Source organism: Ligilactobacillus sp. JN-6 (Y).1 (assembly GCF_058111525.1).
The window spans coordinates 1319687-1337158 of the sequence record NZ_CM176599.1 but is presented as its reverse complement, the minus strand read 5'-3'; the positions used below and the strand labels follow the sequence as shown (position 1 = coordinate 1337158).

The 17472-nt window shown below is 38.7% G+C and carries 14 protein-coding genes; 4 read left to right on the top strand and 10 right to left on the bottom strand.

Annotation, left to right across the window (positions count from 1 at the left end; genetic code table 11):
- Positions 1–24: 24 nt before the first annotated feature.
- The 5 genes from AC3XNE_RS06180 to AC3XNE_RS06160 form a co-directional block, all read right to left on the bottom strand.
- Positions 25–1800: a glycoside hydrolase family 13 protein gene (locus AC3XNE_RS06180; protein ID WP_489831240.1), complete on the bottom strand. Its 1776-nt coding sequence runs from the start codon at positions 1798–1800 to the stop codon at positions 25–27.
- A gap of 91 nt (positions 1801–1891) precedes the next feature.
- Positions 1892–2470, bottom strand: coding sequence for an alpha-amylase family glycosyl hydrolase (locus tag AC3XNE_RS06175; RefSeq protein WP_489831239.1), 579 nt, complete (start codon positions 2468–2470; stop codon positions 1892–1894).
- Positions 2471–2692: 222 nt separating this feature from the next.
- Positions 2693–3364, bottom strand: coding sequence for a beta-phosphoglucomutase (gene pgmB / locus AC3XNE_RS06170; protein WP_489831238.1), 672 nt, complete (start codon positions 3362–3364; stop codon positions 2693–2695).
- On the bottom strand, positions 3361–5631 hold the full coding sequence (locus AC3XNE_RS06165; protein WP_489831237.1) for a glycoside hydrolase family 65 protein: 2271 nt from the start codon (positions 5629–5631) through the stop codon (positions 3361–3363). Before AC3XNE_RS06165 ends, pgmB begins: the two co-directional genes overlap by 4 nt.
- 389 nt (positions 5632–6020) lie before the next feature.
- Positions 6021–6302 carry a hypothetical protein gene (locus AC3XNE_RS06160; protein WP_489831236.1) on the bottom strand — a complete coding sequence of 94 codons (282 nt, stop codon included), beginning with the start codon at positions 6300–6302 and terminating at the stop codon, positions 6021–6023.
- 391 nt (positions 6303–6693) lie between these two features.
- Here AC3XNE_RS06160 and AC3XNE_RS06155 point away from each other — a divergent pair, with 391 nt between their 5' ends.
- The 4 genes from AC3XNE_RS06155 (at position 6694) to AC3XNE_RS06140 (ending at position 13165) form a co-directional block, all read left to right on the top strand.
- Positions 6694–7248 (top strand): GNAT family N-acetyltransferase, encoded by a 555-nt coding sequence (locus AC3XNE_RS06155; RefSeq protein WP_489831235.1) that lies wholly within the window; start codon positions 6694–6696, stop codon positions 7246–7248.
- Between the two features lie 534 nt (positions 7249–7782).
- Positions 7783–9147, top strand: a complete 1365-nt coding sequence (locus tag AC3XNE_RS06150) for an FAD-dependent oxidoreductase (protein WP_489831234.1) — start codon at positions 7783–7785, stop codon at positions 9145–9147.
- Between the two features lie 976 nt (positions 9148–10123).
- Positions 10124–12754 (top strand): cation-translocating P-type ATPase, encoded by a 2631-nt coding sequence (locus AC3XNE_RS06145; RefSeq protein ID WP_489831233.1) that lies wholly within the window; start codon positions 10124–10126, stop codon positions 12752–12754.
- A 12-nt stretch (positions 12755–12766) separates the two neighbouring features.
- Positions 12767–13165: a hypothetical protein gene (locus AC3XNE_RS06140; RefSeq protein WP_489831232.1), complete on the top strand. Its 399-nt coding sequence runs from the start codon at positions 12767–12769 to the stop codon at positions 13163–13165.
- Positions 13166–13225: 60 nt separating this feature from the next.
- Here AC3XNE_RS06140 and AC3XNE_RS06135 read toward each other — a convergent pair whose 3' ends face one another.
- The 5 genes from AC3XNE_RS06135 to AC3XNE_RS06115 all read right to left on the bottom strand — a co-directional run bounded on the left by AC3XNE_RS06135 (position 13226) and on the right by AC3XNE_RS06115 (position 17182).
- Positions 13226–13807 (bottom strand): hypothetical protein, encoded by a 582-nt coding sequence (locus AC3XNE_RS06135; RefSeq protein WP_489831231.1) that lies wholly within the window; start codon positions 13805–13807, stop codon positions 13226–13228.
- Between the two features lie 30 nt (positions 13808–13837).
- Positions 13838–14713 carry an SPFH domain-containing protein gene (locus AC3XNE_RS06130; protein WP_489831230.1) on the bottom strand — a complete coding sequence of 292 codons (876 nt, stop codon included), beginning with the start codon at positions 14711–14713 and terminating at the stop codon, positions 13838–13840.
- Positions 14714–14722: 9 nt separating this feature from the next.
- Positions 14723–15058: an Arc family DNA-binding protein gene (locus tag AC3XNE_RS06125; RefSeq protein WP_489833379.1), complete on the bottom strand. Its 336-nt coding sequence runs from the start codon at positions 15056–15058 to the stop codon at positions 14723–14725.
- A 390-nt stretch (positions 15059–15448) separates the two neighbouring features.
- Positions 15449–15670 (bottom strand): hypothetical protein, encoded by a 222-nt coding sequence (locus tag AC3XNE_RS06120; protein WP_489831229.1) that lies wholly within the window; start codon positions 15668–15670, stop codon positions 15449–15451.
- A gap of 357 nt (positions 15671–16027) precedes the next feature.
- Entirely contained in the window at positions 16028–17182 is a 1155-nt protein-coding gene (locus tag AC3XNE_RS06115; RefSeq protein ID WP_489831228.1) for a uroporphyrinogen decarboxylase/cobalamine-independent methonine synthase family protein, read from the bottom strand.
- Positions 17183–17472 lie beyond the last annotated feature (290 nt).

The following is a 17472-nucleotide window of genomic DNA, read 5'->3' as shown; positions in this document are numbered from 1 at the left end:
TGTTACCGGTAACACTTTTTAACGTTAACTTTCTCGAATTATGCAAAAGCCATCAGGTCCGACATAACAACTTTCAGTAACATTTTGTTGCAAGATTATTTTGTCACTATCCATTAAAACGAATTTTTGTGGCTGTGTCCCGGTATTAAAAACACATGTGACTGTAGTATCGCGATAATGTCGCTTAAAGATAATAAGGTCTGACATTTCATCCAAGGGGTTAAATTCAATTCTCCCCTTAGACCACAATTGCGTATATTCACGCCGCATTTTTACCAGCTTTTGGCTAAACTGAAACATCTCTTCATCTTGCTGGCGTTTATCCCAAACCATGCACTTACGGCAATCTGGATCAGCTCCCCCATCCATACCTACTTCTGTTCCGTAATATAAGCAAGGTGCTCCTACCTGAGTAAACATAAAGGTCAACACTTGTTTTTCGAGTTCTTTATTCCCTTGACAAAGCGTTAAGATCCGCTCTGTATCGTGTGTATCTAAAGCATTAAACATTACACGGTTGGACTGGTCACGATACAACATCAATTGCTCTTGCAATATGTCAACCATTTCAGCCGCAGTTAATTCTTTTTTGACAAAGTGTGAAATGATCGGTTCAGTATAGGAATAATTCATGACAGCGTCAAATTCCTTATGTCCTACCCACTCTTGTGCAGAATGCCAGACTTCACCCAGTACGTAAAAATTATTTTTGAGCGCGTGAGTTCTTGCGTAAAAATCCCGCCAAAATTCATGATCGATCTCATTAGCTACATCAAGACGCCAGCCATCAATATCAAATTGTTCGATCCAATAAGTGGCAACGTTCAGTAAGTATTCTCTTGCTGCTGGATCTGCCGTATTAATTTTGGGCATATGGGGTGTATTGGCAAAAACATCGTAATTTAAATTTTTAGCAAACTCAAAATTGTCTGTTTCTTCGTAAGAAACTGGGAAATCACGAATGTGAAACCAGCTTGCAAACCGTGAATTTTTGCCATATTCTTGCACATCCTGCCATTGCATAGAAAAATCGCCCATATGATTAAAAACAGCATCTAACATGACATGCATTCCACGCTCATGCGCTTTGTCGATCAACTCTTTCAGTGTCTCCTTATCTCCAAAATTAGGATCAACGTTAAAATAATCGATAGTGTCATACTTATAATTAGAATGAGCTGTAAAAATTGGGCACAGATATAATCCATTGATCCCAAGGTTTTCTAAGTGATCTAAATGGTCGATAATACCTTGCAGATCACCACCGAAGAAATTCTCGGGAGTCGGTTCGGTACTACCCCACTTCAAAGTTCCTTCTGGGTCATTAGCATGATCGCCATTAGCAAACCTTTCTGGAAAAATTTGATACCAAACAGTGTCAGCAACCCACTCTGGAGTCTTTATCCGATCACATTCATGTAAATAAGGCATCCGAAAACAGGATAACTTTTCTATCCCCACTTCACTATAACGATAAATCCGCCGATCATCGTAAAGATATTCTTGCCCATCATTACCATAAACGTGGAATGCATATTGCAGCCTTCTCAGTGGCATCGTAACTTCAGTGATCCAATAGTCATGCTGCTTAGAGGCATGTGTAAGATTCATTTCAACAGTCTTATGCTCCCACAGCCCCTCATCTTTTTCGTTGACTTTTGTCCCATAGGGATCCCCATATAACAACTCGGCTTTCTTAACATCATCATGTTTTGTTTTCAACCGGATCTGAAAATGCTCGTGGTCTCTTAAATAAGCCATTTCACTATCAGGACGATGATATAATGCAGCAGTTTCCATAATTTACCTCCAAAAATAATTAGTCAAAAAAGTAAGTAAAAAATTTTTCCGTTTCAATGTAGTTTTTAAATTCCAACCGATACAATACCTTCTATTTTTCTAAAACAAGTGTACCATAGGCTGCTAGCTTTATTTTGCCAGTAGAACGGTTAAATTCAGCTTGATTTTTTAATTTTATCCGTAGACTTGAATTCGTAAACGGAAGTTTTAGTCCTTGTTCTTTAGAAGAAATGTTGCAAAAAACATAAGCATGATGCGTATCAAAAGAGCGCCGATAAACATAAACATCCGGCTCAGATAGATCAAAAACTATTTGACCGATTGTATATAGTTGTTTTTTCTTAAGCAACAATACCTGAGAGTAAAAATTCAACACACTATTTGGATCTTTCTTTTCTAATAAAACGTTGACTCCGTTCCCCTTAGCATCTAACCATGGAGTCTGATCTGAAAAGCCGGCATTCACCCCATCAGTCCACTGCATTACGCTGCGAGCTCCCATTTTATGACTTGCGGATAAACTTTTAAGTAACTTAGCAGGCTCAAATCCTTTTTCTATCCCTGTTTTCATGAAACTTAAAGCACTTGGATCTTCAAATTCTGTCGGGTCATTCAAAACACCTACTGTCATACCTAGCTCTTCACCATAATAAATTCCGCTTATATGCATACATAATGATAGATTCTTTTGCTATTTTCTTCAATCTCATTTCTTAGTCAGGTTACATAAAACAGAAAGTTTCAGCCATCCTGATTTAACCACACTAATTTACCAGTTCACGATAATTCTCACTTTTTACTGCTTGCTGCACCTTTTTTAGTCGAGCTTCATAAGAAAAGGGAAAATTAAAAACTAGCTGGCAACATATATTGCCAGCTACGTTAATTTCTATTACTTTTGTTGTTTTTTTAAAAAAGTTTTCTCTAATAATGAATAATTCAAAGCAGTGGTCGAAGAAACAACTATATCCGCTTGGGCAAGTTCATCTTTATCTCCTACACCTACTGCTACTGATCCTGCTGCTTTAATTGCTGCTACTCCGGCTACTGCATCTTCTATCCCCACACACTTATCAGGTGCTAAATTTAATGAATCAGCAGCCGCCAAAAAAATATCAGGCGCAGGTTTGCCGTGAGCTATTTGTGCTGGATCAACTATCGTATCGAAATATGCGTTCAACCCTAATTTAGTCAAAATAATTGGCGCATTTTTCGAAGCCGAAGCGATCACCGTTAGAACATGATGTTCTTTCAATTCCTGTAATAATCCTTCGATCCCCGGCAAAATTTCTGTCTTAGTTAATTCACTAATTGCTTGAACATAATACCCATTCTTTTTATTAGCCAACTTTTTGATTTGCTGATCGGTATATCGATCTTTAATACCCGCATAAGTCATGATCCTCACCAGTGAATCGACTCGACTAACGCCTTTTAATTCCTGTTCAAACTTTGCCGGCAGGTCAACTGACAATTGTTCTTTTGCAAGACGGCTCCATGCAGCAAAATGAAATTTAGCAGTATCAGTCAAGATACCATCTAAATCAAATAATACACCTTTCATTTTGCGTCTACCTCCATCTCAACTGACACAGGTTTACCAGCTAAAATAACTTCTAGTGGTTTACCAGCCATTAATTTCAAGTGTGTCCCCTGCTTGTCCACTGAGACACTAAGCAACCTGCCTCTAAAATTTAGTCTGAAGGAATATCCATCCCACTGTTGCGGTACAAATGGGGCAAAAAATAACTGATCATCTTTAACGCCCATTCCAGCAAAGCCTTGGACTATCGCCAGCCATGAGCCGGTCATTGAAGTCACGTGCAAGCCGTCATCAGTATCGTTATTATAGTTGTCCAGGTCGAGGCGCGCAGTTCGTGAATACATCTTAAAGGCTTTCTCTTCTTTGTGCAGATCAGCAGCTAAGACGGCATGAGTTGCTGCTGATAAACTTGACTCATGAACCGTTAGTGGTTCATAAAAATCAAAGTTCCTTTCTTTTTCGTCCTCACTAAATCGATCAATAAAATAATAGATCCCCTGTAAAACATCAGCTTGCTTAATATACGGTGACCGCAAAATGTGATCCCAAGACCAATGTTGATTAAGCGGCAATTGCTCTTGTGGTAAATATTTAGCTGGAGTTAGATCTTTATCTAAAAATGTATCTTGCTGGACGAAGATCCCCAGTTCTTCATCATATGGCAAATACATCTTTTCACTGATCTCTTGCCATTTTTGCCGTTCTTCATTCGTTAACTGCAAGTCTTGGATTTTTCTATCTTCAACTTCTTGCGCAATTTGTTCGGTATATTCCAAGCACCATTTGGCCAAAGTATTCGTATACCAATTATTGTTAACGTTATTCTCATACTCGTTCGGTCCAGTAACGCCATGGATCATATATTTTTGCTGGCGTTTAGAAAAGTGGACTCGGCCAGCCCAAAAACGCGCAATGCCTACTAAAACATCAAAACCATCATTATGAACATACTCTTGGTCTCCAGTATAACGAGTGTAATTATAGATGGCATATGCAACTGAACCATTTCGGTGGATCTCTTCGAATGTGATCTCCCACTCATTGTGACATTCGATCCCGTTAAAGGTCACCATCGGGAAAAGTGCTCCCTCTAAGCCTTGTTCTTGAGCATTATGGTACGCACCGCCTAACTGATCATGCCGATACTGTAACAAATTGCGCGTAACGATCGCAGGAGCTGCGCCTAAATAAAACGGTACTGCAAAAGCTTCCGTATCCCAATACGTTGCACCGCCATATTTTTCTCCGGTAAATCCTTTAGGTCCGATATTCAAGCGACTATCATTACCATAGTATGTGGAAAAAAGTTGGAATAAGTTAAAACGAATACCCTGCTGTGACTCTTCATTACCATCGATCACAATATCAGATTTTTCCCAACGTTTAGCCCAAATCGCAACGTGTTTTGCCAACAAATTTTCAAATGGTGCATTTGACTGTTTTTGAACCAAAGCAGCATTTGCTTCTTCGAGCTGTGTTTGTCCTGCGTGATCTCTCGAAGTCGTCACAACTACTTTTTTCTCAAAGCTCGTCTCTTTATTTACAGATAGCTGCCCTTCCCAACTGGCACTTACAGTTTTTACTTCTTCTGATTGAGTTTGATACTGCAAGTCAGTATGGTGAACTGCAGTCATAGCAACCATAAAACGAGGTGTCCCATAATCATTTGGAATAGTTTGTGCGGTCATTTGTAACTTTTCTTGGCTAGATCCAGCAGCTAAAACGCCCCAAAACTGTTCATCGTAATTGGCATCCTCATTATAGACGTTGGCGTCGATCAATGAAGTAATACTGATGTCAACCGCTTCATTGCCTAAGTTTTTAAATTTTAAACGGTTAGCGTACACCTCTTTACAAGCCACACTAACAAATCTTTCCGATTTTACCTGGACTTTGGCAGATCCTTTATAAACAATAAAGCTTCGAGTCAACAGACCACGTTTCATATCCAATTCTAATAAAAAATCCGAAAATTTATCTTTTGCTAAATCTATTGATCCCCCGTTGATTTTAATATCGAGACTGACAAAATCAACTGCATTGATCACCTTGCCAAAATATCTGGGGTAGCCGTTTTTCCACCAGCCTACTCTGGTTTTGTCAGGATACCAGATCCCACCCAAGTATATCCCCGGATGGGTATCTCCAGAATAATTTTCTTCAAACATTCCACGCATTCCCATATATTCATTTCCAATACTAGTAATACTTTCTTGCAGTCTTTTATTTTCTTTATCCAAAGAATGAGTAACGATCTTCCACGGGTCGATTTCAAAAATTCGCTTCATGCCGCCTGCCTCCTTGTCTCATTTTAACTTTTTCAAAAGCAATTGAATCTCACCTATTCATTTGCCACATCATTATCAAACAGTCATGTTAGCGCTATATTTACCAGCTTATAATAGCATTGGCAAAAGCCAAGGACAATTATTTTTCGACCTATTCTAGCAACGTGAGCGTTATATTAACGATGTTACCGATAACAAGATTTTAAAAAGACTGGAGCAAATTTTAATTAAAGTAATTCGCTCCAGCCATTATCAAGATCCCTTTCAAACCAATACCTAATTAAGTCACTCAAAGAAAGACGTGCTTTATGTAATTGACCTTAAAATATTAATCTAAGGCGTATGATGCAAATAGCAGCAAAGTAAAATTCTTACGGAAAATATCTACATCATTGAGGCAATTCGATTTCTTTGACTAAATAACTTTTTTCAATGTAACTTAACAGTCTATGACACCAATAAGGATCGCCGTTCCCTTGGTGGACCTTAAATTTTTCTGTATTAAATTTATCAACTATGTCCAAAAAACTTAAAACCTCAAGCATCGAAAGTTGGAACTTTCTAACACAATGAATATCAGTTAGAAAATTTTGAGAAAGGATCAAGCTGTTTAAATCTAATTGTAAATTAAATCGACCACAACGGGCCACTAAAAATACATTACTCGCCATAACCCAGTCCCTCTTTTCATAAATTCATGATAAACATTGACTCGCCACTAATGATACCGCAATCATTATTTTACCACATTTTAGTTATTTTTTACTGCTCCAGACCGTAAAACTATTTTTTTATAATCTTTTAGCCTGTTTTCCTTGTTTACTCGAAAAAAATAGAAAAAAAGAAGACCATCGTTAATTTTTTCTAATAACGGTAATAATTTGTTTGCAACTATTCATTTTTTCAGTAAAATATTTTTATGCGTTTTAACATGCAGTCGTAAGAGTTCATTTTTTACCTGCTCTCACTCTGGCGGGCTCGAAAAACAGTTTATTTTTTATAAGCAAAATTTTTCACCTTAAACTGACTTATGACTGACGATTTTAGAAAGAGGGAATAATATTGAAACTGCGACAAGCAAAAATGGAGGACTTAGACAAAATAGTTGATATTTTAGCCGATGGACGTGATCAATTAGCTGAAAAGGGTGTCGATCAGTGGCAAGGCGAATACCCTTCCCGCGAACACATCGAACACGATATCGCACAAGGTTTTGCTTTTTTAGCTGAATCAAATGATCATCAAACAGTCGGAGCATTATCACTAGTTCCTGCCCCAGATCATGTCTATGACAATATGTTGGGACATTGGATAACAGATTCTAATAGGTATGTAGTGATCCATCGAGTAGCTATTCATTCAGCCCATGGCGGACACGGCTACGCGACACAACTTTTCGAAAAAGTCATCGAAGAAATATCTATCAATTATCCACAGATCAATAGTATCCGGATCGATACGCATAAAAAAAATGAAGCTATGCAGCATGTGATCACTAAAGCTGGCTTCTCACAAGTTGGAGAATTAGTCGGGATCTATACTCCAACCGACGAGTGCTTAGTTTATGAAAAGGTTATTGTACGAGAAGATAAAGCTAATATAAAAATTGCAGGATAAAAATCCTGCAAACTTATAAATTTTATAAAAGGTCTGTCAAATCGGCAGGCCTTTTATTTTTCACAAAAATTTTTTTCTGTCCCTTAAAATATATTGCGCGCAACTTTAAACCAGATTTTGTTACTTGTGAATTTAAATTTAATAGATTATTTTACTTTAATTAAAACATTTTATGTGTTACTTTTAGACCATACAAAGCATTAATGATCTATTTATTTGGACGTCCTTTAGTGATTGATGCAACTGTTTATTTAACATTTGAGTATAAGCTTAATTCTTGAAAAGTACTAAGTTTTCTCCAAGACTGATCATTTTGTGAGAAAAGGACAATTTGTCTTGAACGAATTTTAGATGATGAATAGTATTTGTGTCACATTTCACTCTGTTTTTAGTCGAGTTCCGCGTGGCAGAAGATTTCGCTTATCTAACTTGGACTTCACAGCGCAAACTGCGCACTATAAAGTCCAAGTCCGATAATGCTCGTCTTCTGAGCGCCACGCTTCACTCTGTTTTCAAAGAAAGGAAGTTCTATTCATGAAAGTTATTGTAGTAGGTTCGTCACATGGTGGTTATGAAGCTGTCCGTGAGGTCTTGGCAGATCAGCCAGATGCGGAAATTCAATGGTATGAAAAAGGGGACTTTCTTTCATTCCTCTCATGTGGCATGCAGCTTTACCTTGAAGGAGTCGTTAAAAATGTTAACGACGTTAGTTATGCTACACCGGAAGGTATGAGAGCTCAGGGAGTTTCAGTCTTTACTGAAACTGAAGTCACTTCAATTGATTCAAGACAGCATAGCGTTCAAGTCATAGATCACACAAACGGTAAAAAACGTGAAGAGCACTATGACAAGTTGATCCTCAGCTCTGGTGCAACACCTGCTGCATTACCAGTGGCTGGTAATGACTTGAAGAATATCTATGCTATGCGTGGACGCGACTGGGCAATTAAATTAAAAGAAAGAACTGTTGATCCAAGGGTTCAAAACGTTGTAGTGATAGGTGCAGGCTATATCGGTATCGAAGCTGCAGAAACTTTTGCAAAAGCTGGTAAACACGTAACCGTTGTCGATATGCTGCCGCGTTTATTGGCCAAATATCTAGACGAGGAATTAACAGATATAGTTACTAAAGAAATGGAACAGCATGATATAAAGGCTGCTCCAGGCCAAGCTATTAAAAAATTTGCCGGTCAGGATGGTAAAGTTACGGAAGTTGTTACCGATCAAGCAACTTACCCTGCAGACCTAGTGATAGTTGCCACTGGTATCAGACCAAACACTTCATGGTTATCCGGCGTAGTCGATTTAGATGATCATGGTATGATCAATGTTGATGACCATCAAAAGACCAGCGAGGATGATATTTATGCTGTTGGTGACGCAACATTAGCCAAATTTGCACCAACAGATGGCACGAAGTCTCCGATCGCACTGGCTACAAACGCTCGTCGCCAAGGTCGGATCGCCGGTAAAAATGCTGTCGGTATCGAAGCTGAAACTCCAGCTGTTTCAGGTTCAAGCGCTTTATCTATTTTCAAATACAAATTTGCTTCTACCGGGATCAAGGAAGGTACAGCAGATCAATTCAATATTGAAACCAAATCCACTTTAGTTACTGACACTTATCGTCCAGCATTCGTTCCGACAGAAAACGGTAATGGTAAGGTTTGGTTCAAGTTGACCTACGATCCGCAAACTACTCGCATTTTGGGTGCACAGATCCTGTCCACTCAAGATGTAACGCAAAATATCAATGCCATCTCTTTAGCCATCCAGGCTAAATTGACCTTGAAAGATCTCGCATATGCTGATTTCTTCTTCCAACCAGGATTTGACCGTCCATGGAATATTATGAATGTTGCCGCCCAAAAAGCACTGCGTGACCTAGACAAAAACTAAGAAATGATTTAACGGTGATCATTAATTAAAATCAAAAGGATACAGAGATAAAATATCCCGTAATTACCAGACAAAAAACTGATATTTACGGGATATTTTCTTATAGACATACATTCGTTTAATTTTATCTCTGCTGATTCAAAGAAATTACATCTTCACAACATTCAGCACTACCATCATTCCATTAGAACAGAGAATATGACTCAAATTTTAAACATAAAATTTGACCTAATTCACTGAACTATGGTAAGCTTAATTATGTAAAGTTGAGTATCTTTCAACTACTAAGCTGTTCAAAGTATTGGACGACTTGCAAATCATTTCTGAAATTATTTCATTTCTAATTTGATTACTGCATTTAATGCATGACCAATCACATTTATATGATTCAACATTTTCATTAAAAGAATTAAATCACACCAATTTAACTTCTATTGATCAATCTCAATGTAATCTTATAACACATAGCACTTCTATTAATTTGTAGTAAATATTCACACATTACAACCAAATTCTTGCTATGTTTACTTTTCTAACAGAGTTATTTTTACAGATATTTATCTCAATGATAGATGAGATACCTGCAATTTTTTGTGTGCTTTTTTACGCGATCCGGTTAAGAATGAGTTAATAGTACAATAACTAATCTGTATATTTTACCTTCCTATCAGGCTGGATGTCAAAATAAAATTTTGGGAGTCACTACAGTAAAAATTCAACTCTTATACTCTGTTATATTTTTCTCAAGTTTCCAAGATCATAATTTTTTACTTGAGATAACCATTGAGCATCTGCTCACTAATTGCACTTGATCAAGTACATTTCTCTCATCGTATTTAATTTCCGTTTCAATTTATGAAAATGGCTGATTGACTTTGCCGATCCTATTACTGCTCAGCAAGTTTTGTTACCTTGCTTTAACAGCTTTACGAAAGGTTTAAATTTTAACAACTATTTAAATTGAAAGGATGATCCTATGACGAAGCAAAATTCCTCTAACGACCAAATACTTGCTCAGTACCAAACAAGCGAGAAAGGATTAAGCGCTAACCAAGTAACACAGCGCCAAGAAAAAGGCTACAATGAGCTGCAAGAAGGCAAAAAAGACAATATCTTTAAACAGGTCGTGTATCATTTATCAGATGTTGCTTCACTTGTATTGCTTTTCGCAGTTATTTTATCCACTTACCTTGCAGCTACCGGCTCTGAAAAATGGAGCCAACCACTTATTATCGGTGGTATCCTAGTCTTAAATGTCTCTATCAGTATTTATCAAGAAAAGAGTGCTGAAAAAGCACTGGCCGCTTTAAAAGACATGAATGTTCGTGAATCGACTGTGATCCGAGACAACATCCGGCAAACAGTTGAATCAAAAGATCTGGTCGTCGGCGATATCGTCGTCTTAAGCGCCGGAGACCAAGTCCCGGCTGATGGCCGATTACTAACAGCAAACAACTTAACAGTAAACGAATCAATTTTGACTGGGGAAAGTGAACCAGTCGAAAAAACCAATGCTACACAAGAGCCTACTAAAGAAATCAGCCAAAGGTTTAATGAAGTTTTTTCTGGGACCGGGGTCGTTTCGGGTAACGCATTAATGGTAGTGACTGCAATAGGTATGGACACAGAATTAGGTGCCATTGCGGACCTATTAAACGCAACTGAAAAGAAAAAAACTCCTCTTCAAGAAAAGTTAGATTCTCTTTCTAAAAAATTAACATCTGTTGCACTAGTTGGCGGCGTCTTGATTTTCATCATCGGCTTTTTCTTCCGTGGATTTAACCTTTCATCTGGTCTGATCATGGGTGTTTCATTAGCCGTTGCTGCCGTTCCTGAGACATTGCCGATCATCGTAACTATCAGCCTATCCTACGGCGTTATCAAAATGTCAAAGAGAAATGCCATAATGCGCCGTGTCAATTCTGTAGAAACCGTTGGCAGCATTGATGTTATTGCTTCTGATAAAACCGGTACTTTGACCCAAAACCAAATGACCGTCACAAAATACTGGGTCCCTCAAAATGAGCCAACCGACACTTCAACTGACATCTCTGAAGATTCCAAAGAATTTCAATTAATGAGATTTATGGGATTAGCTACCGATGCACAGATCAAAGAAGTTGACGGTCAGAAAGTAGAGATCGGAGACTCAACTGAATTAGCTATTATTCACTGGATGCAAAATGCAAAAACAAATCGTGCCGAACTAGAAAAAGATTACCCGCGTGTGGATGAAGACCCATTTGACTCCACGAAAAAGTTAATGGCAACCTTGCATAAAACACCTTATGGTAAATATCTCTTGATCGTTAAAGGAGCGATCGATCGTCTTCCTGTTCAATTATCTGAAGACGAGAATAGACAAGTTCAAAGTGTTAACAAACAATTTGCCAGACAAGCATTACGTGTCTTGTCTGTTGGCTATACTCTGCTAGACGAAAAGCCAACTGAACCATTAGACGCAACAAAGATCCCCGTTAAATTAGCCGGCCTGATCGGGATCATTGACCCACCGCGTTCAGCTGCGATCTCCGCAATTAAAAAAGCCAAAAATGCAGGAGTCACTACTCTAATGATCACTGGTGACCATCCAGAAACTGCTAAAGCAATTGCGGTACAAATGGGCATCGCAGATAAAAATGATCGGGTTATGACTGGTAGTCATTTAAACGACCTTAGTGACAAAGATTTGCGTGAGAATATCTCCGACATTAAAGTCTACGCCCGCGTCTCACCCGAAGATAAGATCAGGATCGTCAAAGCCTGGCAAGCAAACGGTTCGACTATTGCCATGACAGGCGATGGAGTCAATGATGCTCCGGCTATTAAGGCTGCTGACGTCGGGATCGCGATGGGAATCACCGGGACAGATGTTTCTAAACAGTCTGCTGACATGATCTTAACTGATGACAACTTCGAAACGATCGTTGCGGCCATTGAAGAAGGACGAACGATCTACCAAAACATTCTTAAAGCTGTTGAATTCTTGATCGGGGTCAACTTTGCTCAACTATTTATGATGATCTTCGCCGTTGCAATGGGCTGGGGCTCACCACTGTTGGCAGAAGAGCTCCTATTGATCAACGTTTTAGCAGATGGTATTCCTGGATTCTATATTTGTCGTGAACCATCTGAAGGCAACAACATGGAAAAAGCGCCAGTCAACAGAAACACAAGTATCTTTGCCGATGGATTAGCTCAAAGAGTCGGTTTCCGAGCCGTTGTCTTTACCATCTTGACTTTAGTTATCTTTAGTATTGGAATGTTTGTTCTTACAAACTCAAATATCCGTTTCGCACGGACAATGCTGTTCTTAGTCTTGGCATTAGGTTCGATGATAGATATTTACGTGATCAAATCACGTCAGCGTCTTTCGCTCCAAACATTTACCAACAACACCGCATTAAATCTCGGATTAGGCTTAACTATGCTGGTAGTCGTCTCACTGGCCACCGTACCTGGACTCAGAGAGGTATTTGGATTTACAGCATTATCGGCTTCCGCTTGGTCCCTGGTCATAATTAGCATTTTCATCCCAAGTATCTTACTAGAGATCAATAAACGTTGGCATTTAAATAAAGAAGCCAAAACAGCTCTATCAAATTAAGGATGTGATAAATTGGTTTATCTAAAACTTTTTGTTATGTTAATGTTGGTAGTCAATTTAACGGGCTGCGGCACTTCGATTTCAAAAGACCTAGAAAGCCAAAAATGGGGATTTACTGCACAAAAAGTCGCTCGCCCAGCCTCATCGACAGTCCGTTTCGACGGGAAACACGCAATATTCGTTAAGAACGACGATTGTAAGATATATGGTTATAAGATAAAGAAGAAACCAAATGGATCTACTCACCTCATCATGGGAGGAAAGAGTGGTGTTTCACACCGTGCTCCGACTAAGAACTTCGAGATCCAAAGATCCGCTAAGTCTTATACATTGAAACCAACAAATAAGCTGGCTAGACATTACTATGGTAAGGCAAAACTGGTCCCACTTGAAGACAACAAAAATGAATAGTAAAAAACTCTGGTACTGACTCACATTAAAAGTGTGATGTCATGCAACCAGAGTTTTTTACTATTTTTTACTACGCTTCATAGCCTGCTGATACCCTGCGGAATATTTCATATTTTCTGCATAGGAATTTGCGATCGAATCCATCATCGTCTGGTTTTTATCAGACTTCTTATCAGCTTGCTTGGTGCTTTTTCCTTTTTGTTTCGTGCTGTGGTAATTATCAAAATTTTTATTACCATAGGTTTTAGCGCTTGCACGATAACTGTTGGGCTCACTAACAAGCTCATCCGTAAAATGCGAGCTACGATAATGTCTCGTATGAAATAGTGGACCATCTGGACTATACTGCACACCCTTTTCGTCACTCTCGGCTGGGACGATTTTAGTGCGCCGCAGCTTGCTATTGCGGTTTTGCCGCTTCACCATTTTACCAGCAAAATTTTCACTATTTAAATTTTTTGCAGTTTTTTTGGAAGTGGCTCGAGACTTATCTTTGGAGGTCATTTGAGATAAATTAGTTGGCATACCAGATACATCATTCCACTTTTGAAATAACTTTCCTAATTTTTGAAGCAACCAAATCACAATGCCAAAAATCGCAAAAATCAATAGTAATACAAAAATTATACTGAGCACTGACATTTAGTCAACCTCCTTGCTTTTCACAGGTTTTTAGTCATCGCTTACTTGATCATTTTGCTCTTCTTGATCAACCTTCTTAGGCAAGCCAACACTATTTTTTTCCTTCACTGCCTGTGCTAAAATCGCCGTTTGCCCAAAGTCGCTGCTGTCATTATTAGGAACGACGACCATGTTTGCCCGAGATTTTGCCAATTGATTATAAGCCGCGATCGACTGATTCTTAAAGTAGCGATCATCAGTATCGCTCAACCCAGCTTGAACAGTAGAGATCCTGTACTTTTCAGCATCTGCACGTGTTTTAGTAGCTTGAGCTTTGGCACTAGCAGTCGCCATCAAAGCATTATTTTGTGCTTCGTTAGTTAAGCGAATCGATTCGGCTTCCCCTTGTGCCTGTGCAATGGCCGCGATCCGTTCACGATCCGCTGTTAATTGTTTGTCCATTGCGCGCTGGATCTCAGATGAAGGCAACAATTCATCAATGTTGATTCGGTCAACATTGATCCCATAAGTATTAGTCAGATCTCCGATCGCAGCAGCCAAATCAGCGTTGATCCGAGCGGTCGAACCTAATGCATCATTCAATTCCATTCGCCCAATAATATCACGTAAGTGTCCACGAACCAATTGAGCCATTGATTCGACTGAGTCCGTATTATTATATTCATACTTCATTGAGTCAGTAACATGATAGTTTAATGTAACAGAAGTCGATACTTCAGCATTATCCTTCGTAATGATCGAATAATGCGGTAATTCGATCGGCTGCATTGCTAAGCTGACTGTTCTGATCCCCTGAATAAAGGGGATATAAAAATGTATCCCTGATTCAACTGTATGTTTATATTTTCCAAACAATTCTACTAACCCCTGACAATTTTGGGGTACGATTTTAATTCCAAATGGCATATGATTACCTCACTTCTGAATTGGCTTGATCGTTAAAATATTTCCCACTGCTTCAATTACTAAGTATGGAGTATCCGCTTGTATCGTTTGGTTGTCACTAGTTAAGTAACGATAGTAGATCCCATTGACCAGAACTAACCCACTATCCGCGAAAATTTTATCCGGAGTGACTACTTGATTCAATACCAAGCGACTTTCCATTGTCGAACTCGTTGTGGCTGAGTCTTCTATAAATTGCTGAACACTTTCGACAACCATTTGATTAATACTGATATGCCTAGAAGCTGCTTGTTCTTTTAATTTGTCATATACATCTTGTGGAAACCTAATGGTTGTCATTTTCATCGACACGGCCATCACCCTCTTTATCTTTTTAATGTCACATTGATATTATAACGTAACCTCTCTGCTTTGTAAATTCAATTTGCTCCTAAAAGCAGCAAATGTATCGATTGGCTCATCGCCCATAAATATCTGGCGTGCTTGTATCGGGATGTTCCGCTCTGAATTTAGGACAGTTCCTCAAGGCAAAAGATTGATACACTCATTTCATCTTCTTATTTTTAGTCCGGTTACGTGAACCAAAAGTCTGCGCCTAGCCAACTCAACACCACATCGCCAAGAAGGCGATATGATGTCAAAGTCCGCTAGTGCTCAACTTTTAACCGGTTCACTTCATCTTGTATAAAAAAAGACCTCTGCCTCACGCAGAAGTCACCACGACAAAATATTCATTTATATTACATTAAAGACTGCGAAGTAGAAAACTACTGCTTCGATAGTCAAGATCAGTTGAATCAAACTCAATATACCACCGAAAGTCATTGCTTTAACCGGTGACTGAATTTTTCCGATCCTTTCATCATTACCTAGCCATGACAACAAAAGCGTAAGTACCGGGAAGATAAAGACCAATAATTTTGGTCGTCCATACAAACTTAGTGCGTTTAAAGTCATTCGTATGGGTATTTCCCGCGGCAAATAAATCATTAGCGCCAGCGACAGTACAAATTCAAACATACTGACGATGGCGAACGTCGCGGGTATTTTATGATAATAATCGATAAATTTAGCCAACTAGATCACTCCAAATATAAGTTCTTTTTCGTTATCCACTGTTAATTTTACCACGAATAAACATCATTGCGTTAAAAAAAAGACAACCCGTTAAATTTTACTACTGTCTTTCACTATATGTTATCGATCCTAAGACGATCCTTGTTGCTTTCAATGGTATTACCGCGAAGGCAAAGCAAAAAACAACCGCTTGATGGAGCGGCTGGCTTTCAAATTATTAAAATTTTAGCTAAGGCATTATCGACCAAACCGACATGCATCTGTCTTCCAAGTATCTCTGGCAGTTTGAACGACCAAATCTATTTTGTCCCATTGTTGCTGTTCGTTTAGGTCATTACCTTCTTTAGTAGATGCAAAACCACACTGTGGAGACAGACTTAAATTCCTTAATGGAACGATATCCGCAGCTTGCAAAATACGATGTTGCAATTCTCTTTCCAATTCCATGTGAGAAGATTTAGTTGTTACTAAACCCAAAACGAAAACCGCCTGCGGCTGAGCACGATGGATCTTTGCCAACGGTTCAAAGTCACCATCGATCTTTAAATCATCATATTCCATAAAAAATGCATCATACGGAAGTTCTTGCAACACATTCGTGATCGAAGCATAAGTTCCTCCTCCTAAAGAGGCCGAGTGAAAATTACCCCGACAAATATGTGTCGCAAAAATCAAATCATCAGGTGCAGCAGCGATAATTTTTTGAATCAAACTACTGATTTCTTTTTCCAGTTTTTCAACACGCTCAGTGTTTTCGTCACCTTGTAAACCAGCAATAGGCAATGTCACCCCTAATAACCATGGGTCATCAAGTTGGATATAACGTAACCCCAATTCATAAAAATGTGCGATCGTTTGCTGATAAACTTTTAAAATATCAGACAAATACTCTTCCCGGCTTGCATAAAAATCACTATAATTATCGATCACCGCAAAGTTACCCGTAAACAACAATGGTGTCGGGGCTGGAATAGTAACTTTCGCTTGGACGTCGGCTGGAATAATACTTTGCAAGAACTCAAGATCACTAAAGAAAGGATGGTCGGCATTATATTCCAGTTTCCCTTCTAACCGCAAACCATCAGCGATCAATTCTTGTCCACTAAAATTCAGCTTGAAACCGTCAGGGATAACTTTGACACCCTTTAAACCTGCCAAAAAATCAATAAAAAAGTTTTTACGGTTATATTCACCGTCTGAAACAACATGAAGACCATGCGAAATTTCTTTTTGAACCAAGTCTTTTGTTGCAGAGTGCTGAATTTGTTTGAACTCGTCCTGGCTTATCTGACCACTATCAGCCTGATCATAAGCATCTTTCAGATCATTGGTCCTTAAAAAACTCCCTACTGTATCGTACGTATAAAAATACTGATGTTTTCTCGCTGTCATCAAAGACACCTCTCCATTAAAATTATTTGTCATTATAATCAAAAAACACCCATTCCCGCACAAATTTCTTCATGTAGGGACGAATGCTTCGTGTTACCACCCAATTTTTCATCATATTTGCATACAATGACTCAACAGCTTACACAACTAGTGCAAGTCAGGGAAAATAACAGTTCCTACCGTTTAACAAGCGTTGAACTGTTAAAAAATAATTGAAGTTCATTTTCACTATTAGCAAATATCTACTTTCACCGACCGCAGATTCTCTGAATATTCGCTCACTAGCTACT